The 15,184-nt window shown below is 58.1% G+C and carries 16 protein-coding genes; 7 read left to right on the plus strand and 9 right to left on the minus strand.

What is annotated here, in order from left to right; translation table 11 throughout:
- Positions 1-49: 49 nt before the first annotated feature.
- Positions 50-1,321, minus strand: coding sequence for an AarF/ABC1/UbiB kinase family protein (locus Q0Y02_RS05240; RefSeq protein ID WP_297765376.1), 1,272 nt, complete (start codon positions 1,319-1,321; stop codon positions 50-52).
- A 142-nt stretch (positions 1,322-1,463) separates the two neighbouring features.
- Complete coding sequence (locus Q0Y02_RS05245; protein WP_297765379.1) at positions 1,464-2,231, minus strand: outer membrane beta-barrel protein; 768 nt, start codon at positions 2,229-2,231, stop codon at positions 1,464-1,466.
- Between the two features lie 246 nt (positions 2,232-2,477).
- Here Q0Y02_RS05245 and katG (Q0Y02_RS05250) point away from each other — a divergent pair, with 246 nt between their 5' ends.
- The gene (gene katG / locus Q0Y02_RS05250) at positions 2,478-4,646 is read left to right on the plus strand and encodes a catalase/peroxidase HPI (RefSeq protein ID WP_297765382.1); all 2,169 of its coding nucleotides are present in this window, start codon (positions 2,478-2,480) and stop codon (positions 4,644-4,646) included.
- Between the two features lie 200 nt (positions 4,647-4,846).
- Complete coding sequence (locus Q0Y02_RS05255; protein ID WP_035245967.1) at positions 4,847-5,422, plus strand: CoA pyrophosphatase; 576 nt, start codon at positions 4,847-4,849, stop codon at positions 5,420-5,422.
- Between the two features lie 88 nt (positions 5,423-5,510).
- On the opposite strand, the gene katG (Q0Y02_RS05260) is transcribed toward Q0Y02_RS05255, so the two are convergent.
- Complete coding sequence (katG, locus tag Q0Y02_RS05260) at positions 5,511-7,757, minus strand: catalase/peroxidase HPI (protein ID WP_297765387.1); 2,247 nt, start codon at positions 7,755-7,757, stop codon at positions 5,511-5,513.
- Positions 7,758-8,006: 249 nt separating this feature from the next.
- Entirely contained in the window at positions 8,007-8,213 is a 207-nt protein-coding gene (locus Q0Y02_RS05265; protein WP_035245969.1) for a cold-shock protein, read from the minus strand.
- A gap of 273 nt (positions 8,214-8,486) precedes the next feature.
- Here Q0Y02_RS05265 and Q0Y02_RS05270 point away from each other — a divergent pair, with 273 nt between their 5' ends.
- Positions 8,487-9,089, plus strand: coding sequence for a lysophospholipid acyltransferase family protein (locus tag Q0Y02_RS05270; protein WP_297765390.1), 603 nt, complete (start codon positions 8,487-8,489; stop codon positions 9,087-9,089).
- Between the two features lie 109 nt (positions 9,090-9,198).
- On the opposite strand, the gene Q0Y02_RS05275 is transcribed toward Q0Y02_RS05270, so the two are convergent.
- Positions 9,199-9,375 (minus strand): hypothetical protein, encoded by a 177-nt coding sequence (locus Q0Y02_RS05275; protein WP_290537124.1) that lies wholly within the window; start codon positions 9,373-9,375, stop codon positions 9,199-9,201.
- A gap of 331 nt (positions 9,376-9,706) precedes the next feature.
- Here Q0Y02_RS05275 and Q0Y02_RS05280 point away from each other — a divergent pair, with 331 nt between their 5' ends.
- Both Q0Y02_RS05280 and Q0Y02_RS05285 read left to right on the plus strand, forming a co-directional pair.
- Positions 9,707-10,141, plus strand: a complete 435-nt coding sequence (locus Q0Y02_RS05280; RefSeq protein WP_297765396.1) for a tetratricopeptide repeat protein — start codon at positions 9,707-9,709, stop codon at positions 10,139-10,141.
- A gap of 170 nt (positions 10,142-10,311) precedes the next feature.
- Complete coding sequence (locus tag Q0Y02_RS05285; protein WP_232222028.1) at positions 10,312-10,398, plus strand: YHYH domain-containing protein; 87 nt, start codon at positions 10,312-10,314, stop codon at positions 10,396-10,398.
- Positions 10,399-10,464: 66 nt separating this feature from the next.
- On the opposite strand, the gene Q0Y02_RS05290 is transcribed toward Q0Y02_RS05285, so the two are convergent.
- Complete coding sequence (locus Q0Y02_RS05290) at positions 10,465-10,956, minus strand: hypothetical protein (protein WP_297765399.1); 492 nt, start codon at positions 10,954-10,956, stop codon at positions 10,465-10,467.
- 153 nt (positions 10,957-11,109) lie between these two features.
- Here Q0Y02_RS05290 and Q0Y02_RS05295 point away from each other — a divergent pair, with 153 nt between their 5' ends.
- Positions 11,110-11,772 carry a hypothetical protein gene (locus Q0Y02_RS05295; RefSeq protein WP_297765402.1) on the plus strand — a complete coding sequence of 221 codons (663 nt, stop codon included), beginning with the start codon at positions 11,110-11,112 and terminating at the stop codon, positions 11,770-11,772.
- 130 nt (positions 11,773-11,902) lie between these two features.
- Here Q0Y02_RS05295 and Q0Y02_RS05300 read toward each other — a convergent pair whose 3' ends face one another.
- Positions 11,903-12,826, minus strand: a complete 924-nt coding sequence (locus Q0Y02_RS05300; RefSeq protein WP_297765405.1) for a sterol desaturase family protein — start codon at positions 12,824-12,826, stop codon at positions 11,903-11,905.
- A 92-nt stretch (positions 12,827-12,918) separates the two neighbouring features.
- On the opposite strand from Q0Y02_RS05300, the gene Q0Y02_RS05305 reads away from it, so the two are divergent.
- On the plus strand, positions 12,919-13,926 hold the full coding sequence (locus tag Q0Y02_RS05305) for an AraC family transcriptional regulator (RefSeq protein ID WP_297765408.1): 1,008 nt from the start codon (positions 12,919-12,921) through the stop codon (positions 13,924-13,926).
- A 90-nt stretch (positions 13,927-14,016) separates the two neighbouring features.
- On the opposite strand, the gene Q0Y02_RS05310 is transcribed toward Q0Y02_RS05305, so the two are convergent.
- Together Q0Y02_RS05310 and Q0Y02_RS05315 are read right to left on the minus strand one after the other, a co-directional pair.
- Positions 14,017-14,763 carry a hypothetical protein gene (locus Q0Y02_RS05310; RefSeq protein WP_297765410.1) on the minus strand — a complete coding sequence of 249 codons (747 nt, stop codon included), beginning with the start codon at positions 14,761-14,763 and terminating at the stop codon, positions 14,017-14,019.
- Between the two features lie 66 nt (positions 14,764-14,829).
- Positions 14,830-15,183 carry a hypothetical protein gene (locus tag Q0Y02_RS05315; protein WP_297765413.1) on the minus strand — a complete coding sequence of 118 codons (354 nt, stop codon included), beginning with the start codon at positions 15,181-15,183 and terminating at the stop codon, positions 14,830-14,832.
- Between the last annotated feature and the right edge of the window lies 1 nt (position 15,184).

The following is a 15,184-nucleotide window of genomic DNA, read 5'->3' on the forward strand; positions in this document are numbered from 1 at the left end:
TAGCCTTTACAGCACTGAGCCTTGGGCGGACGGCACCATGGCGCTCGGCTTAGCGAGCGCCAAAACCACCCCAGGAAAACGGAATCTGGTAGCGGGTCATCAGCCCGCCCACGGTGATCAGCACCCGCACCATGGCCACGAAGGAATCCGGCATCACCAGCCGCAGGCGGCGGAATTCATCCAGCAGGGTGCGCAGGTTATCCGCCAGGGTGGCATCGGTATCCTGGCGGGCGGAGACCAGTGCTGCCGACAGTTTTTCCAGTCGCTCCTCTGTGAGCCCGCCAAAACCGGCGGCTTCGAACAGGGGTAGCAGCGGCCCGTCGCCCATGCCGAGCAAGCGCATCAACAATGCGGTGTAGTGTTGGCGGTCCTCGGCGGCCACATATTCCACGGCACCAAAATCCAGTACCGCCAGATCGCCGTCCGGGGTAACGATAAAGTTGCCCGGGTGTGGGTCCGCATGGAACAGACCGAACTCCAGTACCTGCTGCATCATGCTGGCCTGTAAACGCTCCAGCAGCGGTCTGGCCTGCTCTTCGTCCTCGCGTAACAGTGTGGAAAGACTCTTCCCCTCGATCCACTCCGTCACCAGCATCTGCGCACTGCTGAGGGTCGGATAGACTCGCGGTACCTTGATGCCCGGCAGATGTGGAAGTTCGCTGAAATCCCGCATGTGGGTCATTTCCAGGCGGAAATCCAGCTCCCGTTCGGTGGTGGTGATTAGCTGGTTGATGATCTGCTCAACATCCACTTCGCGCAGCAGCGGTTTCAGCGCCTTGGCCAACAACCGAAGCGCGGCAGCATCTTCGGAGAACTCCTGGCTGACCCGGGGTTGCTGCAGTTTGACGGCCACTTCAGCGCCGGATTTCAGGGTGGCGTTATGCACCTGCGCGATGGAGGCAGCGGCCATGGGGATGATATTGAAGGCGCTGAAGGAGTCCGCCCAGTCATGGCCAAGCTGGGCTTTCAGCCAGGGCTGAATGTCATCGAAATGAGCTTTCGGCGCATTCTCCCGGAGGTGAGCAAAGGCGTCGATATAGGGCGCCGGCAACAGGTCCGGGCGGCAACTGAGGAACTGGGCAAACTTGATCCAGGCGCCGCCGTTGTCGCGAAACAGGGTAGCCAGGCTGGTCGCGACATCTTCATGAAGGGGCTGCAGCGCCTGCTCGTCGCCACTGCCGAGCACCTTACGGTGTTTCCACACCACTTTCTGCAGGCTGGCGGCAGTGGCCAGTACCCGCTTGTAGCGGCCACGGGCGTTCCACAGCATGCGCGTGGTTTCACCAAGGGTCTGTGGCTGGTCGGGCGTGCTCGATTCCATGGGGATCCCTGTGCCAATACGATATTGGCAGCATAGCAAAGGTGCTCTGACTATGTGCGAAATCAGGGAAGGCAGAAAAGATGGGCCCCGTCCTGATTGCTGGAGGGGCCCATACCGCTGCTAGAAAGCAGCGAGGAGAGGTTTAGAACTTGTAAGCGGCACCAAGCTCAAGAGTTTGCCGGACGACTTCAATTGACGCGTCAGCCCCGAAACTTGAACCGCTCTGGGCGGGAATAGCAGTGAAGTCGAAATCACCATAATCGGCATAGCGGTACTCTGCTCTAAGCACCAGGTTATCTGACAGGAAATGTTCCGCCCCGATACCCAGCGCCCAGCCGCTCATGCGCTCGTCATCACTGAAACGCTGGAGCCCGTCAGCCGGGTTGCAGACGTTGGTGTCGGCGGGGCAGGTGCTTGTCGTTTCGACTTCAAGCTGGGATACGCCAAGGCTGCTGTACACCATGGTGTTGTCATGCAGCATGTACCCGCCGCGAACGCTAAGGCCCAGCGCCAGGTCGTCAGTCTCGACTTCAGAAAAACTGGTCGGGTTGGAGTTGGGATCGCCCAGCCCGGGGATACGATTGCGGATCTCGTCGCTGGCATCACTCTTCACTGCTGAGAATTCAGCGCCCAGCACCCACTTTCCCTGTCCAACGACCCAGTTATAACCGGTAAAAAGGCCATAGCTGGCATCAGAGTCATCCAGGGATTCGGTGGTATCGGAAAACGGCGCGATGGGATTGCCGTTGGGCTCGAGGGTTCGATCGGTTTTCCAGTCCATATCCGTGGTCTGGTAACCGAGTGTTGCGCCAGCGTAAAAACCGCCAGGGCCGGTCTCAGCCAGGGCAGGTGTTGACAGGGCGGCAATTGAAAGCGCACCGGTCATGGCAAGCAGGTGTTGTTTTTTCATTGGTTCCTTTCCCCTTTTTTTGTAGTCCAGCTGTCATTTTAATCTATATGTCACTCTTTGTATAAGTTTTGAATGGCGCATCTAATGCGGGGCGTTAGTCAGGGAAAGCCTGTATTGACGCACTTACGGCCGTTTTTAATAAAAACTATCACCCCATTTGGCAAACTAAACTGGCCAATCCGGCATCAAAAGGACTACAACAGAGTAACAAATACGCCGAACCCACCTACGAGGAAGGAGAGCGCTATGACAGAGAGTAAATGTCCGATTAATCACGCAGCAGGTGGGGGGACGACCAACCAGGATTGGTGGCCCAACCAGCTGCGTCTGGACCTTCTCAATCAGCATTCTTCCAAGTCCAACCCCATGGATGAGGATTTCGATTACGCCAACGCCTTCAGCAGCCTGGATCTTGGTGCAGTGAAAAAAGATCTGGATGCGCTCATGACAGATTCCCAAGACTGGTGGCCGGCAGATTTCGGTCATTATGGTGGCCTGTTTATCCGCATGGCCTGGCACAGTGCCGGTACCTACCGCATCGGCGATGGCCGGGGCGGCGGCGGCCGGGGTCAGCAGCGTTTTGCACCGCTGAACAGCTGGCCGGATAACGTGAACCTGGACAAGGCTCGCCGGCTGCTGTGGCCGATCAAGCAGAAGTACGGCAGCAAAATTTCCTGGGCGGACCTGATGATTCTTGCCGGTAACGTGGCCCTGGAATCCATGGGCTTCAAGACCTTTGGTTTTGCCGGCGGCAGGGAAGATACCTGGGAGCCGGACAACGACGTCTACTGGGGGGCCGAGCAGGGCTGGCTGGATGGCGATAAGCGCTATTCCGGCAAGCGCGACCTGGAAAACCCGCTGGCCGCGGTACAGATGGGCCTGATTTACGTGAACCCGGAAGGCCCGGATGGCAACCCGGACCCGAAGGCCGCGGCGCATGACATCCGCGAAACCTTTGCCCGCATGGCCATGGATGACGAAGAAACCGTGGCGCTGATCGCCGGTGGCCACACCTTTGGTAAGGCTCATGGTGCCGGCGACCCGGAAAAAATCGGCCCCGACCCGGAAGCCGCGAGCCTGGCGGAACAGGGCATGGGCTGGCACAACCCGGTGGGTACCGGCAAGGGCGACGACACCATGGGCGGTGGCCCGGAAGTGACCTGGAGCCAGACGCCTACCCAGTGGAGCAACTACTTCTTCGAAAACCTGTTTGGCTATGAGTGGGAGCTGACCACCAGCCCGGCGGGTGCCAAGCAGTGGGTAGCCAAGGACGCAGATGAGGTTATTCCTTACGCCCAGGACAAGAGCAAAAAGCACAAGCCGATGATGCTGACTACGGACTTGTCGCTGCGTTTTGATCCGGACTACGAAAAGATTTCCCGGCGCTTTTATGAGAACCCGGAGGAATTCGCCGACGTGTTTGCCCGTGCCTGGTTCAAACTGACCCACCGTGACATGGGCCCCCGTGATCGCTACCTGGGTCCGGAAGTGCCCAAGGAAGAGTTGATCTGGCAGGACCCGGTGCCGCCAGTGGATCATGAGCTGGTCAACGACCAGGACATTGCTGCTCTCAAAAGCAAGATCCTGGCGTCCGGCCTGTCCGTGGCTGAGCTGGTATCCACTGCCTGGGCGTCTGCCTCCACCTTCCGGGGTGGCGACAAGCGTGGCGGCGCCAATGGTGCCCGTCTTCGTCTGGCCCCGCAGAAGGACTGGGAGGTAAACCAGCCACAGCAGCTGGCCAAAGTGCTGAAGACCCTTGAAGGCATCCAGAGCGACTTCAATAGCGGCAGCAAGAAGGTGTCGTTGGCAGATCTGATCGTACTGGCCGGCGGTGTCGGTATCGAGAAAGCCGCCAAGGATGCCGGGCAGGCCATCACCGTGCCGTTCACTCCGGGGCGGACCGATGCCAGCGAGGCGCAGACCGATGTGGCGTCCTTTGAACCCATGGAGCCGGCAGCGGATGGTTTCCGTAACTACCAGAAGGGCAAGTTCAGCATCGGTGCCGAACACCTGCTGGTGGACCGGGCCCAGCTGCTCACGCTGACGGCACCGGAGATGACGGCACTGGTGGGTGGCTTGCGCGTATTGGGCGCCAACCACGACGGTAGCCAGCACGGTGTGTTCACCGACAAGCCGGGCACTCTAAGCAACGATTTCTTCGTTAACCTGCTCGACATGGGGACGGAGTGGAAAGCCACCTCCAGCGATGAGGAAGCGTTCGAAGGTCGTGACCGCGACAGCGGCAAGGTGAAGTGGACCGGCACCCGGGTGGATCTGGTATTCGGTTCCAATTCGGTGCTGCGTGCCCTGGCCGAAGTGTATGCCTGTGCCGATGGTCAGGAGAAACTGGTCAACGACTTCGTGGCCGCCTGGACCAAGGTGATGGAGCTGGATCGGTTCGATCTTAAGAAGTAATCCATCTCTGTCAGTAAAAACGGTGCGCCGGAAACGGCGCACCGTTTTTTTATGTCTGCTTGTCAGGAAAAGACGGCCATACCCGGTTTTGCACCGGGAGGCGGTAAACGGCAGAAGCGTCGCTGGCGGCGCGACGCGCCTACAACAAGCCTGGGTTCTTGATGTTATTCTTCGGGGAGTCATTGCTGTCGTGAGCTGTCATGCCATCCCTGAGCTGGCTACAAAAATATCGCCCGCAAAAGTTGCCGTTCCGGCGCCACGTTACCCGTGCCTCGGTGGCGCTGATCTACCGCGGGCCCCGTTCGCGTGATGGGGAGCTGTTCTTTATTCAGCGGGCCCGCCGCGATGGCGACCCCTGGTCCGGCGACATGGCCTTTCCCGGCGGACGCCTGGAGCGCAGCGATACCTCCAGCCGCCACACCGCCATGCGCGAAACCCTGGAGGAAACCGGGCTGGATCTGTTTCGCCAGGGCGAGTATCAGGCGCGGTTGTCGGATCTGCTCACCCGCCACCACAGCCGCTGGAGTCCCATGGTGGTGACGCCTCATGTGTTTGCCTGGCAGGGCGACCACAGGGTTTCGCTCAACCATGAAGCACAACAAGGCATCTGGATTCCCCTCGATTACCTGAGCAATCCGGCACACCGTTCCACGCTGCAGATCCGCACGCCGGTGGGGAAAATGACGTTTCCCTGTTGTCGTTATCAGGGCTACTGCATCTGGGGGTTGAGTTACAGCATGCTGCAGGAGTTTTTGAGAAAGCGCGGGGCGGGATAACACCAAAAAACGGCGGTGCTTGTGGCGCCGCCGTCGGGTTCTGGGTGCCGGCGCGGCCTTGTGAGCCTGCCGGCGTTGCAGGGCAGGATCAGAAGCGTACGCGGTCCAGGTTCATGACCTTGGTCCAGGCGTCGACAAAGTCCTGCACGAACACGTCATCGTTATCGTTGAGTGCGTAGTACTCGGCTACCGCACGCAGTTCTGCATTGGAGCCAAAGATCAGGTCCACCGGGGTGGCGGTCCATTTCTGTTCGCCGCTCTGGCGATCCATGCCTACATACAACCCTTCATTCTCTGCGGACGGCTGCCATTTCGTGGACATGTCCAGCAGGTTGACGAAGAAGTCGTTGCTCAAGGTGCCCGGCTTGTCGGTGAACACGCCGTGGTTGCTGCCGTCGGCATTGGCGCCCAGGGTGCGCATGCCGCCTACCAGCACTGCCATTTCCGGCACGCTCAGGGTCAGTAGGTCCGCCTTGTCCACCAGTGCATCGGTGGGGGCCAGGCGGCTGTCCTTGCTGAAGTAGTTGCGGAAGCCGTCGGCTTTCGGTTCCAGCACCGCGAAGGAATCCACATCGGTGAGTTCCTGGGTGGTGTCGGCGCGACCCGGCGTGAACGGTACTTCGATGTCGTAACCGGCATCGGCAGCGGCCTTTTCGATGGCGGCGGCGCCGCCCAGCACGATCATGTCTGCCAGGGATACCTTGCTACTGCGGAACAGGCTGCCTTCATTGAAGTCGGCACGGATTTCCTCAAGGGCAGCCAATACCTTGTCCAGCTCGTCCGGGTTGTTCACCGGCCAGTCGTTCTGCGGTGCCAGAGCCACGCGGGCGCCGTTAGCGCCACCGCGCATGTCGGAACCACGGAAGGTAGACGCGGACGCCCAGGCGGTGCGGATCAGCGCCGGTACCGTCAGGTCGGACTCCAGGATCTGTGCTTTCAGATCCTCGGCCTGCCCGGCGGAAATCAGCTTGTAGTCCACCTCGGGGATCGGGTCCTGCCAGCTGAGGGCTTCAGACGGGACGTCCGGGCCCAGGTAGCCCTCGCGGGGCCCCATGTCACGGTGGGTCAGCTTGAACCAGGCGCGGGCGAAGGCGTCTTCGAAGGCTTCCGGATTTTCATGGAAGCGCTTGGCGATTTTCCGGTAGGCCGGATCTTCCTTCAGGGCGAGGTCAGTGGTGAACATGATCGGCGCGTGGCGCTTGCCTTCAATGTGGGCGTCAGGCACCAGGTTGGCGGCCTGGCCATCGGCGGGGATCCACTGAGTGGCGCCAGCCGGGCTCTTTGTCTGCACCCACTCGAAGCCGAACAGGTTGTCCAGGTACTGGTGAGTCCAGGCCACCGGGTCAACCGACCAGGCGCCTTCCAGGCCGCTGGTGATGGTGTCGGCACCCTTGCCGGTGCCGCAGTTGTTTTTCCAGCCGAAGCCCTGTTCCTCAATGGCAGCAGCGGCAGGTTCGGCTTCCAGGCATTTTTCCGGCTTATGGGCGCCGTGGGCCTTGCCGAAGGTGTGGCCACCGGCGATCAGGGCCACCACTTCTTCGTCATTCATGGCCATGCGACCGAAGCTTTGGCGAATGTCCTCGGCGGCCAGCAGTGGGTCCGGCTTGCCATTGGGGCCTTCCGGATTCACATAGATCAGGCCCATCTGAACCGCGGCCAGAGGCTTTTCCAGCTCCCGGTCACCGCTGTGGCGCTCGTCGCCCAGCCATTCGGTTTCCGAGCCCCAGTAGGTAATGTCTGCTTCCCAGTCATCCACACGGCCACCGGCAAAGCCATAGGTTTCGAAGCCCATGTCTTCCATGGCAATGGTGCCGGCCAGCACCATCAGGTCGGCCCAGGAGATATTGTTGCCGTACTTCTGTTTGATCGGCCACAGCAGGCGGCGGGCCTTGTCCAGGCTCACGTTGTCCGGCCAGCTGTTGAGCGGCTCGAAGCGCTGTTGGGCGCCTCGCGCGCCGCCGCGACCATCATGAATCCGGTAGGTGCCGGCGCTGTGCCAGGCCATGCGGATGAAAAGCGGGCCATAGTGGCCGTAGTCCGCGGGCCACCAGTCCTGGGAATCGGTCATCATCTTGCGCAGGTCGGCTTTTACCGCTTCCAGATCCAGCTCGGCAAAGGCGTCGGCGTAGTTGAAGTCGGGGTTCAGCGGGCTGGATTTTTCAGCGTGCTGACGTAGCGGGCGAAGGTCCAGGGTTTCCGGCCACCAATACGGGCTGGCCATGGGGGAGCGGGCGGGACTTTTCTGATAATGGGGGTGGCCAATGGGGCTGGCCGTGAGTGTGGCTGAGGCGGCGAAGGCAATGGTCGCCGCCAGGGTTGCAGTCTTTATTCTCATGGTGTGCTCTCCTCTTGGTTGTTTCTCGCAAGGCACCAGAAAAATATAGACGTTACTCATTTATGACAGCAATGCTGGTTTCCTATGGTCGGTATCAGGAAAGCTGATAGGGCAGGGGGGCATGGCAGCCCAGTCACCATGCAGGCATGGCTCCGACAGGGTGTCGGTCTGGGGTGTTCAGGCGAAAAAGCACATAAAAAAAGGGCGCGTCCCGAAGGACGCGCCCTTTTTTGTTACCGGAACGATCGCTTACAGAGCGACGATGTTCTCAGCCTGAGGACCTTTCTGACCTTGAGTCATGGTGAACTCAACTTGCTGGCCTTCGGCCAGGGTCTTGAAGCCAGAGCCGGTGATGGCGCTGAAATGTGCGAACACATCCGGACCACCTTCCTGCTCGATAAAACCAAAACCTTTAGCTTCGTTGAACCACTTAACGGTACCTTTCACTGTAGACATAATACTAATCCTGAAAATAATGATGTTTCGCCGGTTAAGGCTTGTGTAGCTGAAAAACGGAACTTGGACTTGTGGACTGCAGGACGAGTTATACGAATAAAACAGCGAAATGTAGTACTTGATTCAAGCGTGATTTTTTAGCTATTGGCTACGTTACAGAGGTAGCCAGCGCCTGTCCAGCTAAATTTCACTACCGACAGTCGGATAGGGAGACAGCCGCCGGTGCAGGGCGGTAATCCGATATACTCCCTTTCTTTCATAGCGGAGCACTTAATGAGTCACCATACGGATGACCGCAAACGCCGGGCTCCTCTCGGCCAGCTGGTCGCCCAGACCTTGTTGCGCCTGACCGGCTGGCGGGCGGGGCCCTTCCCTGACATCGACCGCGCCGTGATCGCCGGCGGCCCGCATACCTCCAACTGGGATGGTGTGCTGGCCCTGGTCAGCCGCTCTGCCTTGCAGCAGGACGTGAACGTGATGATCAAGCACAGCCTGTTCAAGGGCCCGCTGGGCTGGCTGCTGCACAAGCTTGGCGCCATGCCCATTGAGCGTGGGAAGGCGGGCGGCATGGTTGAGCAGACCGTGGCGCAATTCCGCCAGCGCGACAAACTGCTGATCGCTGTCACCCCGGAAGGCACCCGCAGCAACGCCGAGCAATGGAAGCTGGGCTTCTACCACATCGCCAAACAGGCCAACGTGCCGATCATCCTGGCCCTGGCGGACTACAAGGCGAAGACCTTCTCCTTCCCGGTGGTGATTTACCCCAGCGACGACATGGAAGCCGACCTGCAACAGATCTATGCCCACTTCGCCAGCGCCACCCCGAGGCACCCGAGCAAACTGTCGGGGCCGGTGCGTGAGCATTACGGGAAGTAGAGGGCGCTCCTTGTAGAAGCCAGCCTGCTGGCGATAAGCCTTTGTCTATACAGGCATCGCTTGCAGGCAAGCTCCCAGAGTTGGTCTCTTTGCCCTATCAGGGCTGTGTTCAGCGGATGTTCTCGAACATCTTGTGCTTGCGCGGAGCAGACACTAGCACCAGTCCGACGGTATAAAGAATCCAGCTTGCATAGGTCTCGATTTCCACCTCTTTACCTTCCAGTGTGCCTAGGGAAAGCGCTACCGCAACGACAATTAACCCCCAGCCAATCAAATACACCTTCATGAGAATTCCCTCTCCGATGAACTGGCACGATCATCCAATATTGTTACATTGGTCAATGTTTAGGTTTCAAAACGTAAAGTTTGTAAGGGTGGCGGTCAATTGTTCTGGGCAGGTCTTATGTAAAATATGACGAATGGAGAGATTGTGGCTGAACCAGCTTGGGTGTCGAAAACCCGGGGGCAGGTCTGAATGGCACTTGCTTAAGGCTACAATGACGGGGCTCCCTTGAGTGAGTGTCATACGCAGACCATACCGGTGGCGGGTTTGCCATGAGAGTGCCGAGGGTTTATGCGTGTCCCCGAGTTATCGTTTTTAATTTTGAGTTGAAAAAATGATTAACACCAAAATCTACAAGGCCGTCTATAGCTTGGCTGAAAAGCTGATGGAAGCTGCCAGAAAAGACGATCAAGCGGAGTTTGATTCCTTTTATGCGCAACTGAAGGCCATTTGTACCGATAACGAAAATACCGATAAAGATCACCCCGAACAGTGGGAAACACTGGCGGACTTCACCGAAGACCTGGAGGCTGCGCTGGCGGTATACGAAAAAGCCCGGGAGAAGGCGCTTGCTATCAATGCCAAAGACCATCTCTCATCAATCGGCCTTTCCATGGCGAAGTTGCAAGTAGACCTGGGGCAGAAAGAGGCTGCGACCAGGAGTCTCGAGAGTGCACAAGTGAGTGCGAACAAGATTGAGGATAAGCAGCTCAAAGCGGAAATTGATGAGTTGCTTGAGCAGTTGCTGGCAGGGCAGGAAGAAAAATAAGGATCGCAACGAGATGTGTTTTCTGGTTTCCGCTAGTAAATGGTTAAAGACTGACGTTCTGGTCAGTGATTGCCCTTGATGGTTGTGCGATGCAGTATGGTCGAACTACAAAAAAACAAGGGAAGGTAATGACTATGAAGCAGGTAATGGCTGTAATTGCTCTTGTCATGATGGTTTCTGGCACGGCACTGGCCCACTCTGGTGGTACTGACGCCAACGGGTGCCATGCAGGCAAAAAACCATACCACTGCCACTGAGTGAGTTTTGGTGCGCGATAGCTTCCTGGCTATCGCGCGACAACCCCGGTTCCCCTCTAAAATTTTCTAGTTGCTGCGTGCCCTGTCTTCCCGCCGGGTCTTGGTTTGCGGCCGCCATATCTGTACGCCCCCTGGGACCAGATATTCAGAGACGGTTCTGAGCCAGAGTAGTCCCTTGATGTTGCCGTTGAGCCTGATCTTTCCCTGGCGCATTCCGACAAAAAACAGCCGCTGATCGTCCAGCAGCTGGATCAGGGTTGTTGCCCCATAGTCGGCACCCTTGAAACTCACGGAAATATGGCAACGCTCGTGCAGGCCGGAACCGCTGCGAACGCGATTGGGGCTGAAATGGAACCAGCGAGCGATGCGCCCGTCATGGGTGCGCCACACCATCATGATGTTGCGTCGTTGCAGCTCCTTGCGAAAAGCCGGGTCGCGCCATGCCAACCAGCGCAGACGCAGGGCGACAAACAGCAGGATCAGGCGAAAGGCCAGGTGATGTTTTCTCCTGGCCAGCCATGCACGGGTGCGGATGGTGAGTCGCGGGGCTGGTGGCATTCTTGTTCTGTGGGCTGGTTGTGGTGAGCGAACCTTAGCAGCTGGAGCGGGCCGGGAATACGTATGAATTGGGAAAGCCAATCGGGGATCGCAAGAGAGGGTTTGCCCCTGGTTCCTAACGATTAACCATAAACGAAAAAACATGGAGGAGTAATGTCATTATCGAAAAGGGAACTTCATCCGTATTTTGCGGTAACAACAAAAAGGTACATGACGCTGGTCGGTTTGTTTGCAGTATTGCTGTCGGGTTGTGACGGAGTGACGGGATCGGGACAACAGGCCATCTATCATGTTTCTAGTGAAAAAGAGGTGTCCCCTTCCGACGCCGACATGCAGGTGCTGATTAACCGTTTTCGAACCTTGCCGGGCTCTCTTTCCACTCGCGTTAAAGCCAGCGAGCGGGAAGGCCAGAGCTATATTACTGTCGAAAATGCAGCTTTTGCGGACCCGGTGGCCAACTGTGTGGCCCGTCATGTGGGGAAGATGGAAATTTACAGTATCGACCCCGCTGCGGCGTGGCTGGGTCAGTCGGATGTGGAAAGGGTGGAGGCCGACGAAAATGAGGGTTACTACTTCCTCAATTTCAGTATTGATGACGGTGCGGTGGAACGCTTTACCCGCCTCACAAGTGAGCATGTCGGAGAACGCTTGACCGTCAGTGTCGACAACGAGGTGATTACCAAGGCGCAGATACAGGCTGCTCTGGGGAAACGGTTTCGGCTGACGATTGATGAAAAGGGGCAGGCGCAGTGCCTGGCAGCAGTGTTGTCGAATGGCATGTTAAGCCAATCATACCGTTTGGTGCGCCAACCCTGAATGCCGCATCGTAATTTATGCGTGTCCCCCTATTTCTCTATGGGCTGCTTGAACAGTTGCTGGAAGGGCAGGAAGAACAATCAGGAACACGGGGCAAGCCCTGGCCCCGGTTCCCGATCCGGATACTCTGTCAATCCAGCCGTTGTGCGACAGTGTGTTCGCCACTGGAATCCGTGTTTTCCGGTGAGGGCCGCTGCCATTCCGGGGTCGCCCAGAGGTGCTTCAGCCGCAGCCACAGTGGCCCCGGTTTGGCCATGTCACGGAACAGGGCGCCGAACTCGTGCAGGGTCAGGGTGATCGGGTTGTAGCTGTGGATCTGGCGGGTAATGCCGTAATCCGGCTTCAGGTCCTCGCGCTCTTCCACAAAGGTGCCGAACAGACGATCCCAGATAATGAAGGTGCCGCCGAAGTTGCGGTCGATGTACTCCGGGTTGCGGCCGTGGTGCACGCGGTGGTGTGACGGCGTGTTGAAAATAAGCTCGATGGGGCGCGGGAGTTTCTTGACCCACTGAGTATGGATGAACCACTGGTAGGCCAGGTTCAGCGCCAGGGCAAACAGGCCCCACATGGGATCAAAGCCCAGCCAGGCGGCAGGCAGGAAAAACAGGAACAGGCCGCTGAACGCATAGAGGATGCTCTGCCGGCCAGCGGTGGTGAAGTTCATGTGTTCCGAGGCATGGTGCACCACATGGGTCGCCCAGAACCAGCGCACCTTGTGGGCGGTGAAGTGATAGACATAAAACAGAAAGTCAATCAGCAGGAACAGCACCGCAAAGGTGAACAGATTGATGGGAATGGTGGTCAGCCGGTAGCTGTACACCCATTCCAGAATCGCGAACACAAACAGGGCGTTCACCACCACTTCCAGCAACACATAGCCGACCCCCAGGGTCAGGCTGGCAGCGGAATCTTTCAGGCTGTAGATGTTGGTGTTGCGGAAGCGCCAGGCTTCCAGCATCACGGACAGGCCGAAGAAGGGCAGCATGCCCACCAGTACCAGCTGCTTGATGTCCGCAGTCTGATAGGCGTTGATAGCAAAGTCGATGGGGTTCATAACACGGCTCCCGGTTAGGTTCCGCGACCATGCTAGGGGTGGGTGGCAGCGAGTGATTGACGAATCATGCCAAGCTGTTATCCAATCATGCCATGTCGACAACAACCCCAAATCTGCCTGCCGTCCGCGTTAACGGCGCCTATGTGCGGGTACTGCTGGACTGGCTGGACCGCCACCAGCTGGCCGCCCCGACCCTGCGCGCCGCCGTATCCCGGCTGGCCCCCGGCGAGCCGGTGCCGCTGCCCCAGTGGCTGGAGTTGCTGCGGCGGGCCCAGGCCGCGCGCCCCGGCGACGGCTGCGGGCTGGAGATCGGTGACTGCGTCACCACGGAACACGTGGGGGTGCTGGGCTACCTGATTCTGGCCAGTGACAACCTGGGCCAGGCGCTGTACGCCTACCAGCGTTTCGAAGCGCTGTTCTACGGCGTGCAGATGGCCGAGGTGGTCATCCGCGGGGACCGGGTGGAGATCGGCTGGCCGGTGTTTGGTGGCCGCACCCTGGGGCTGCTGGTGGACGAAACCGCCATCGCTGCCCTGGTGAGCTTCCTGCGCAAGGTCATGCCCGAAGCGCCCAGTCCCTCGGAAGTGACCTTTCCCAGCCCGCCGCCGGCCAACCCGGCGGTGTACGAGGCCTTTTTTGGCTGCCCGGTGCGCTTCAATGCCCCCTATGTGGCGGTGCGCTTCCCGGCGGATTACATGGCCATCCCCCTGCCCACCGCCAACCCGGCCCTGCGGCAACTGCTGGATCGCCAGTCCGCCGCCCTGTCCAGTGCCCTGCCGGGCAACGATCCGTTCGCCTTCCAGGTGCAGCAGGTGTTCCTGCGGCTGCTGCCGGAGGCGCGGGTCTCCCTCAGGGGCGTGGCCGATGAACTGGCCCTGTCCGTGCGCACCCTGCAGCGCCGTCTCACAGCCAGCGGCCAGACCTTCCAGGGCCTACTCGACCGTACCCGCCAGGAACTGGCGCAGAGCTACCTGCGCGACCCGTCCCTGTCCCTGTTCGAAATCACCATGCTGCTGGGCTTTGCCGAGCAGAGTTCCTTTAACCGGGCGTTCAAGCAGTGGGTGGGGGTGTCGCCGGGGGTGTGGCGGGAAGGAGAGTAGGCGTGTCCTTTATTTCAGTCCTCAATTTCACCACAGTGCGAGGGGCACGGGGCAAGACCTGACCCTCGTGACCCCTTCTTTCGGCTTAGGCTACATGTTTGCGATGCATTGAAGTGAATTAGAAAAAGATCCCATGAACTCATTCATTTTCACCTCACTTTTTTGAATGGCTGATTGAAAGTTGTCTATTCTTTTTTGAAGGTTTTCATCTTTAGAGACAATTCCGTATGGAGATTTTTTGTCTTTTTTGTAGCCTTTTACCTCGAAAAGTTTCCCTGTCAAACGGTGGAAAGATAAATAATTATCCATCTCCCAATGTTGCTTGGTGATGGGAATGAACATTAACTGATAGTGAGCAAGTTGGCGATGGTATAGGCTTCTCTCTGTGCTCTTGGCGTAGTGCTCTTTGAAAGCATCCTGATAGGCATTAATCAGACTTGAGAAATTTTGTAAGTAGTCATCATTGGCTTTTGATGCACATTTATACATCTCTTCGTAATGTTTGACGAGATACTTTCCTTCAAGACGTCGGTCCCATTTGCAGGCTTTCATTGAGGCAGCAAAGATGTTTCTTACTTGCTTTGCAGATTCCTGCATCGTAGCTGCCAGCCTCTCCTGGCTATCCATGGTTGTATGTGCGGTGTCCAGTATCGGATAAGGGGGAGGGATAATGACAACCAATGTCTCTCCTTCAATACGAAGAGGGTTATCCAGCCCGCTCTCCTGCAGCAGGATAGAGTAATTCCCTTTCAGTGGGCCCGTTGCGGTAATCTGGGCGTGTGAAAAGGTTGAAAATACTGCCAGGAATGCCATTGCCGCATTGATTAGTGTATTCACTTTTTCTCCTAGATGGCTGGATCGGGGAATATACTAGAGTGCCAGGAAAAGAAAATGTGCTGGGTCTCAGTCCACAAGAATACTTGGGGCACGGGGCAAGACCTGACCCCGGTTCCGGGTTGTTGATCCATAGTCGGCATCCTTGAAGCTCACGGAGATATGGCAACGCTCGCGCAGGCCGGAACCGCTGCGAACGCGATTGGGGCTGAAATGAAACCAACGAGCGATGCGTCCGTCGTGGGTGCGCCACACCATCATGATGTTGCGTCGTTGCAGCTCCTTGCGAAAAGCCGGGTCGCGCCATGCCAGCCAGCGCAAACGCAGGGCGACAAACAGCAGGATCAGGCGAAAGGCCAGGTGGTGCTTTCTCCTGGCCAGCCATGCATGGGAGTGGGTGGCGAGTCGCGGGGCTGGAGGCATT

Source organism: uncultured Alcanivorax sp. (genome assembly GCF_947258575.1).
In the GTDB taxonomy this organism is placed as follows: Bacteria; Pseudomonadota; Gammaproteobacteria; order Pseudomonadales; family Alcanivoracaceae; genus Alcanivorax.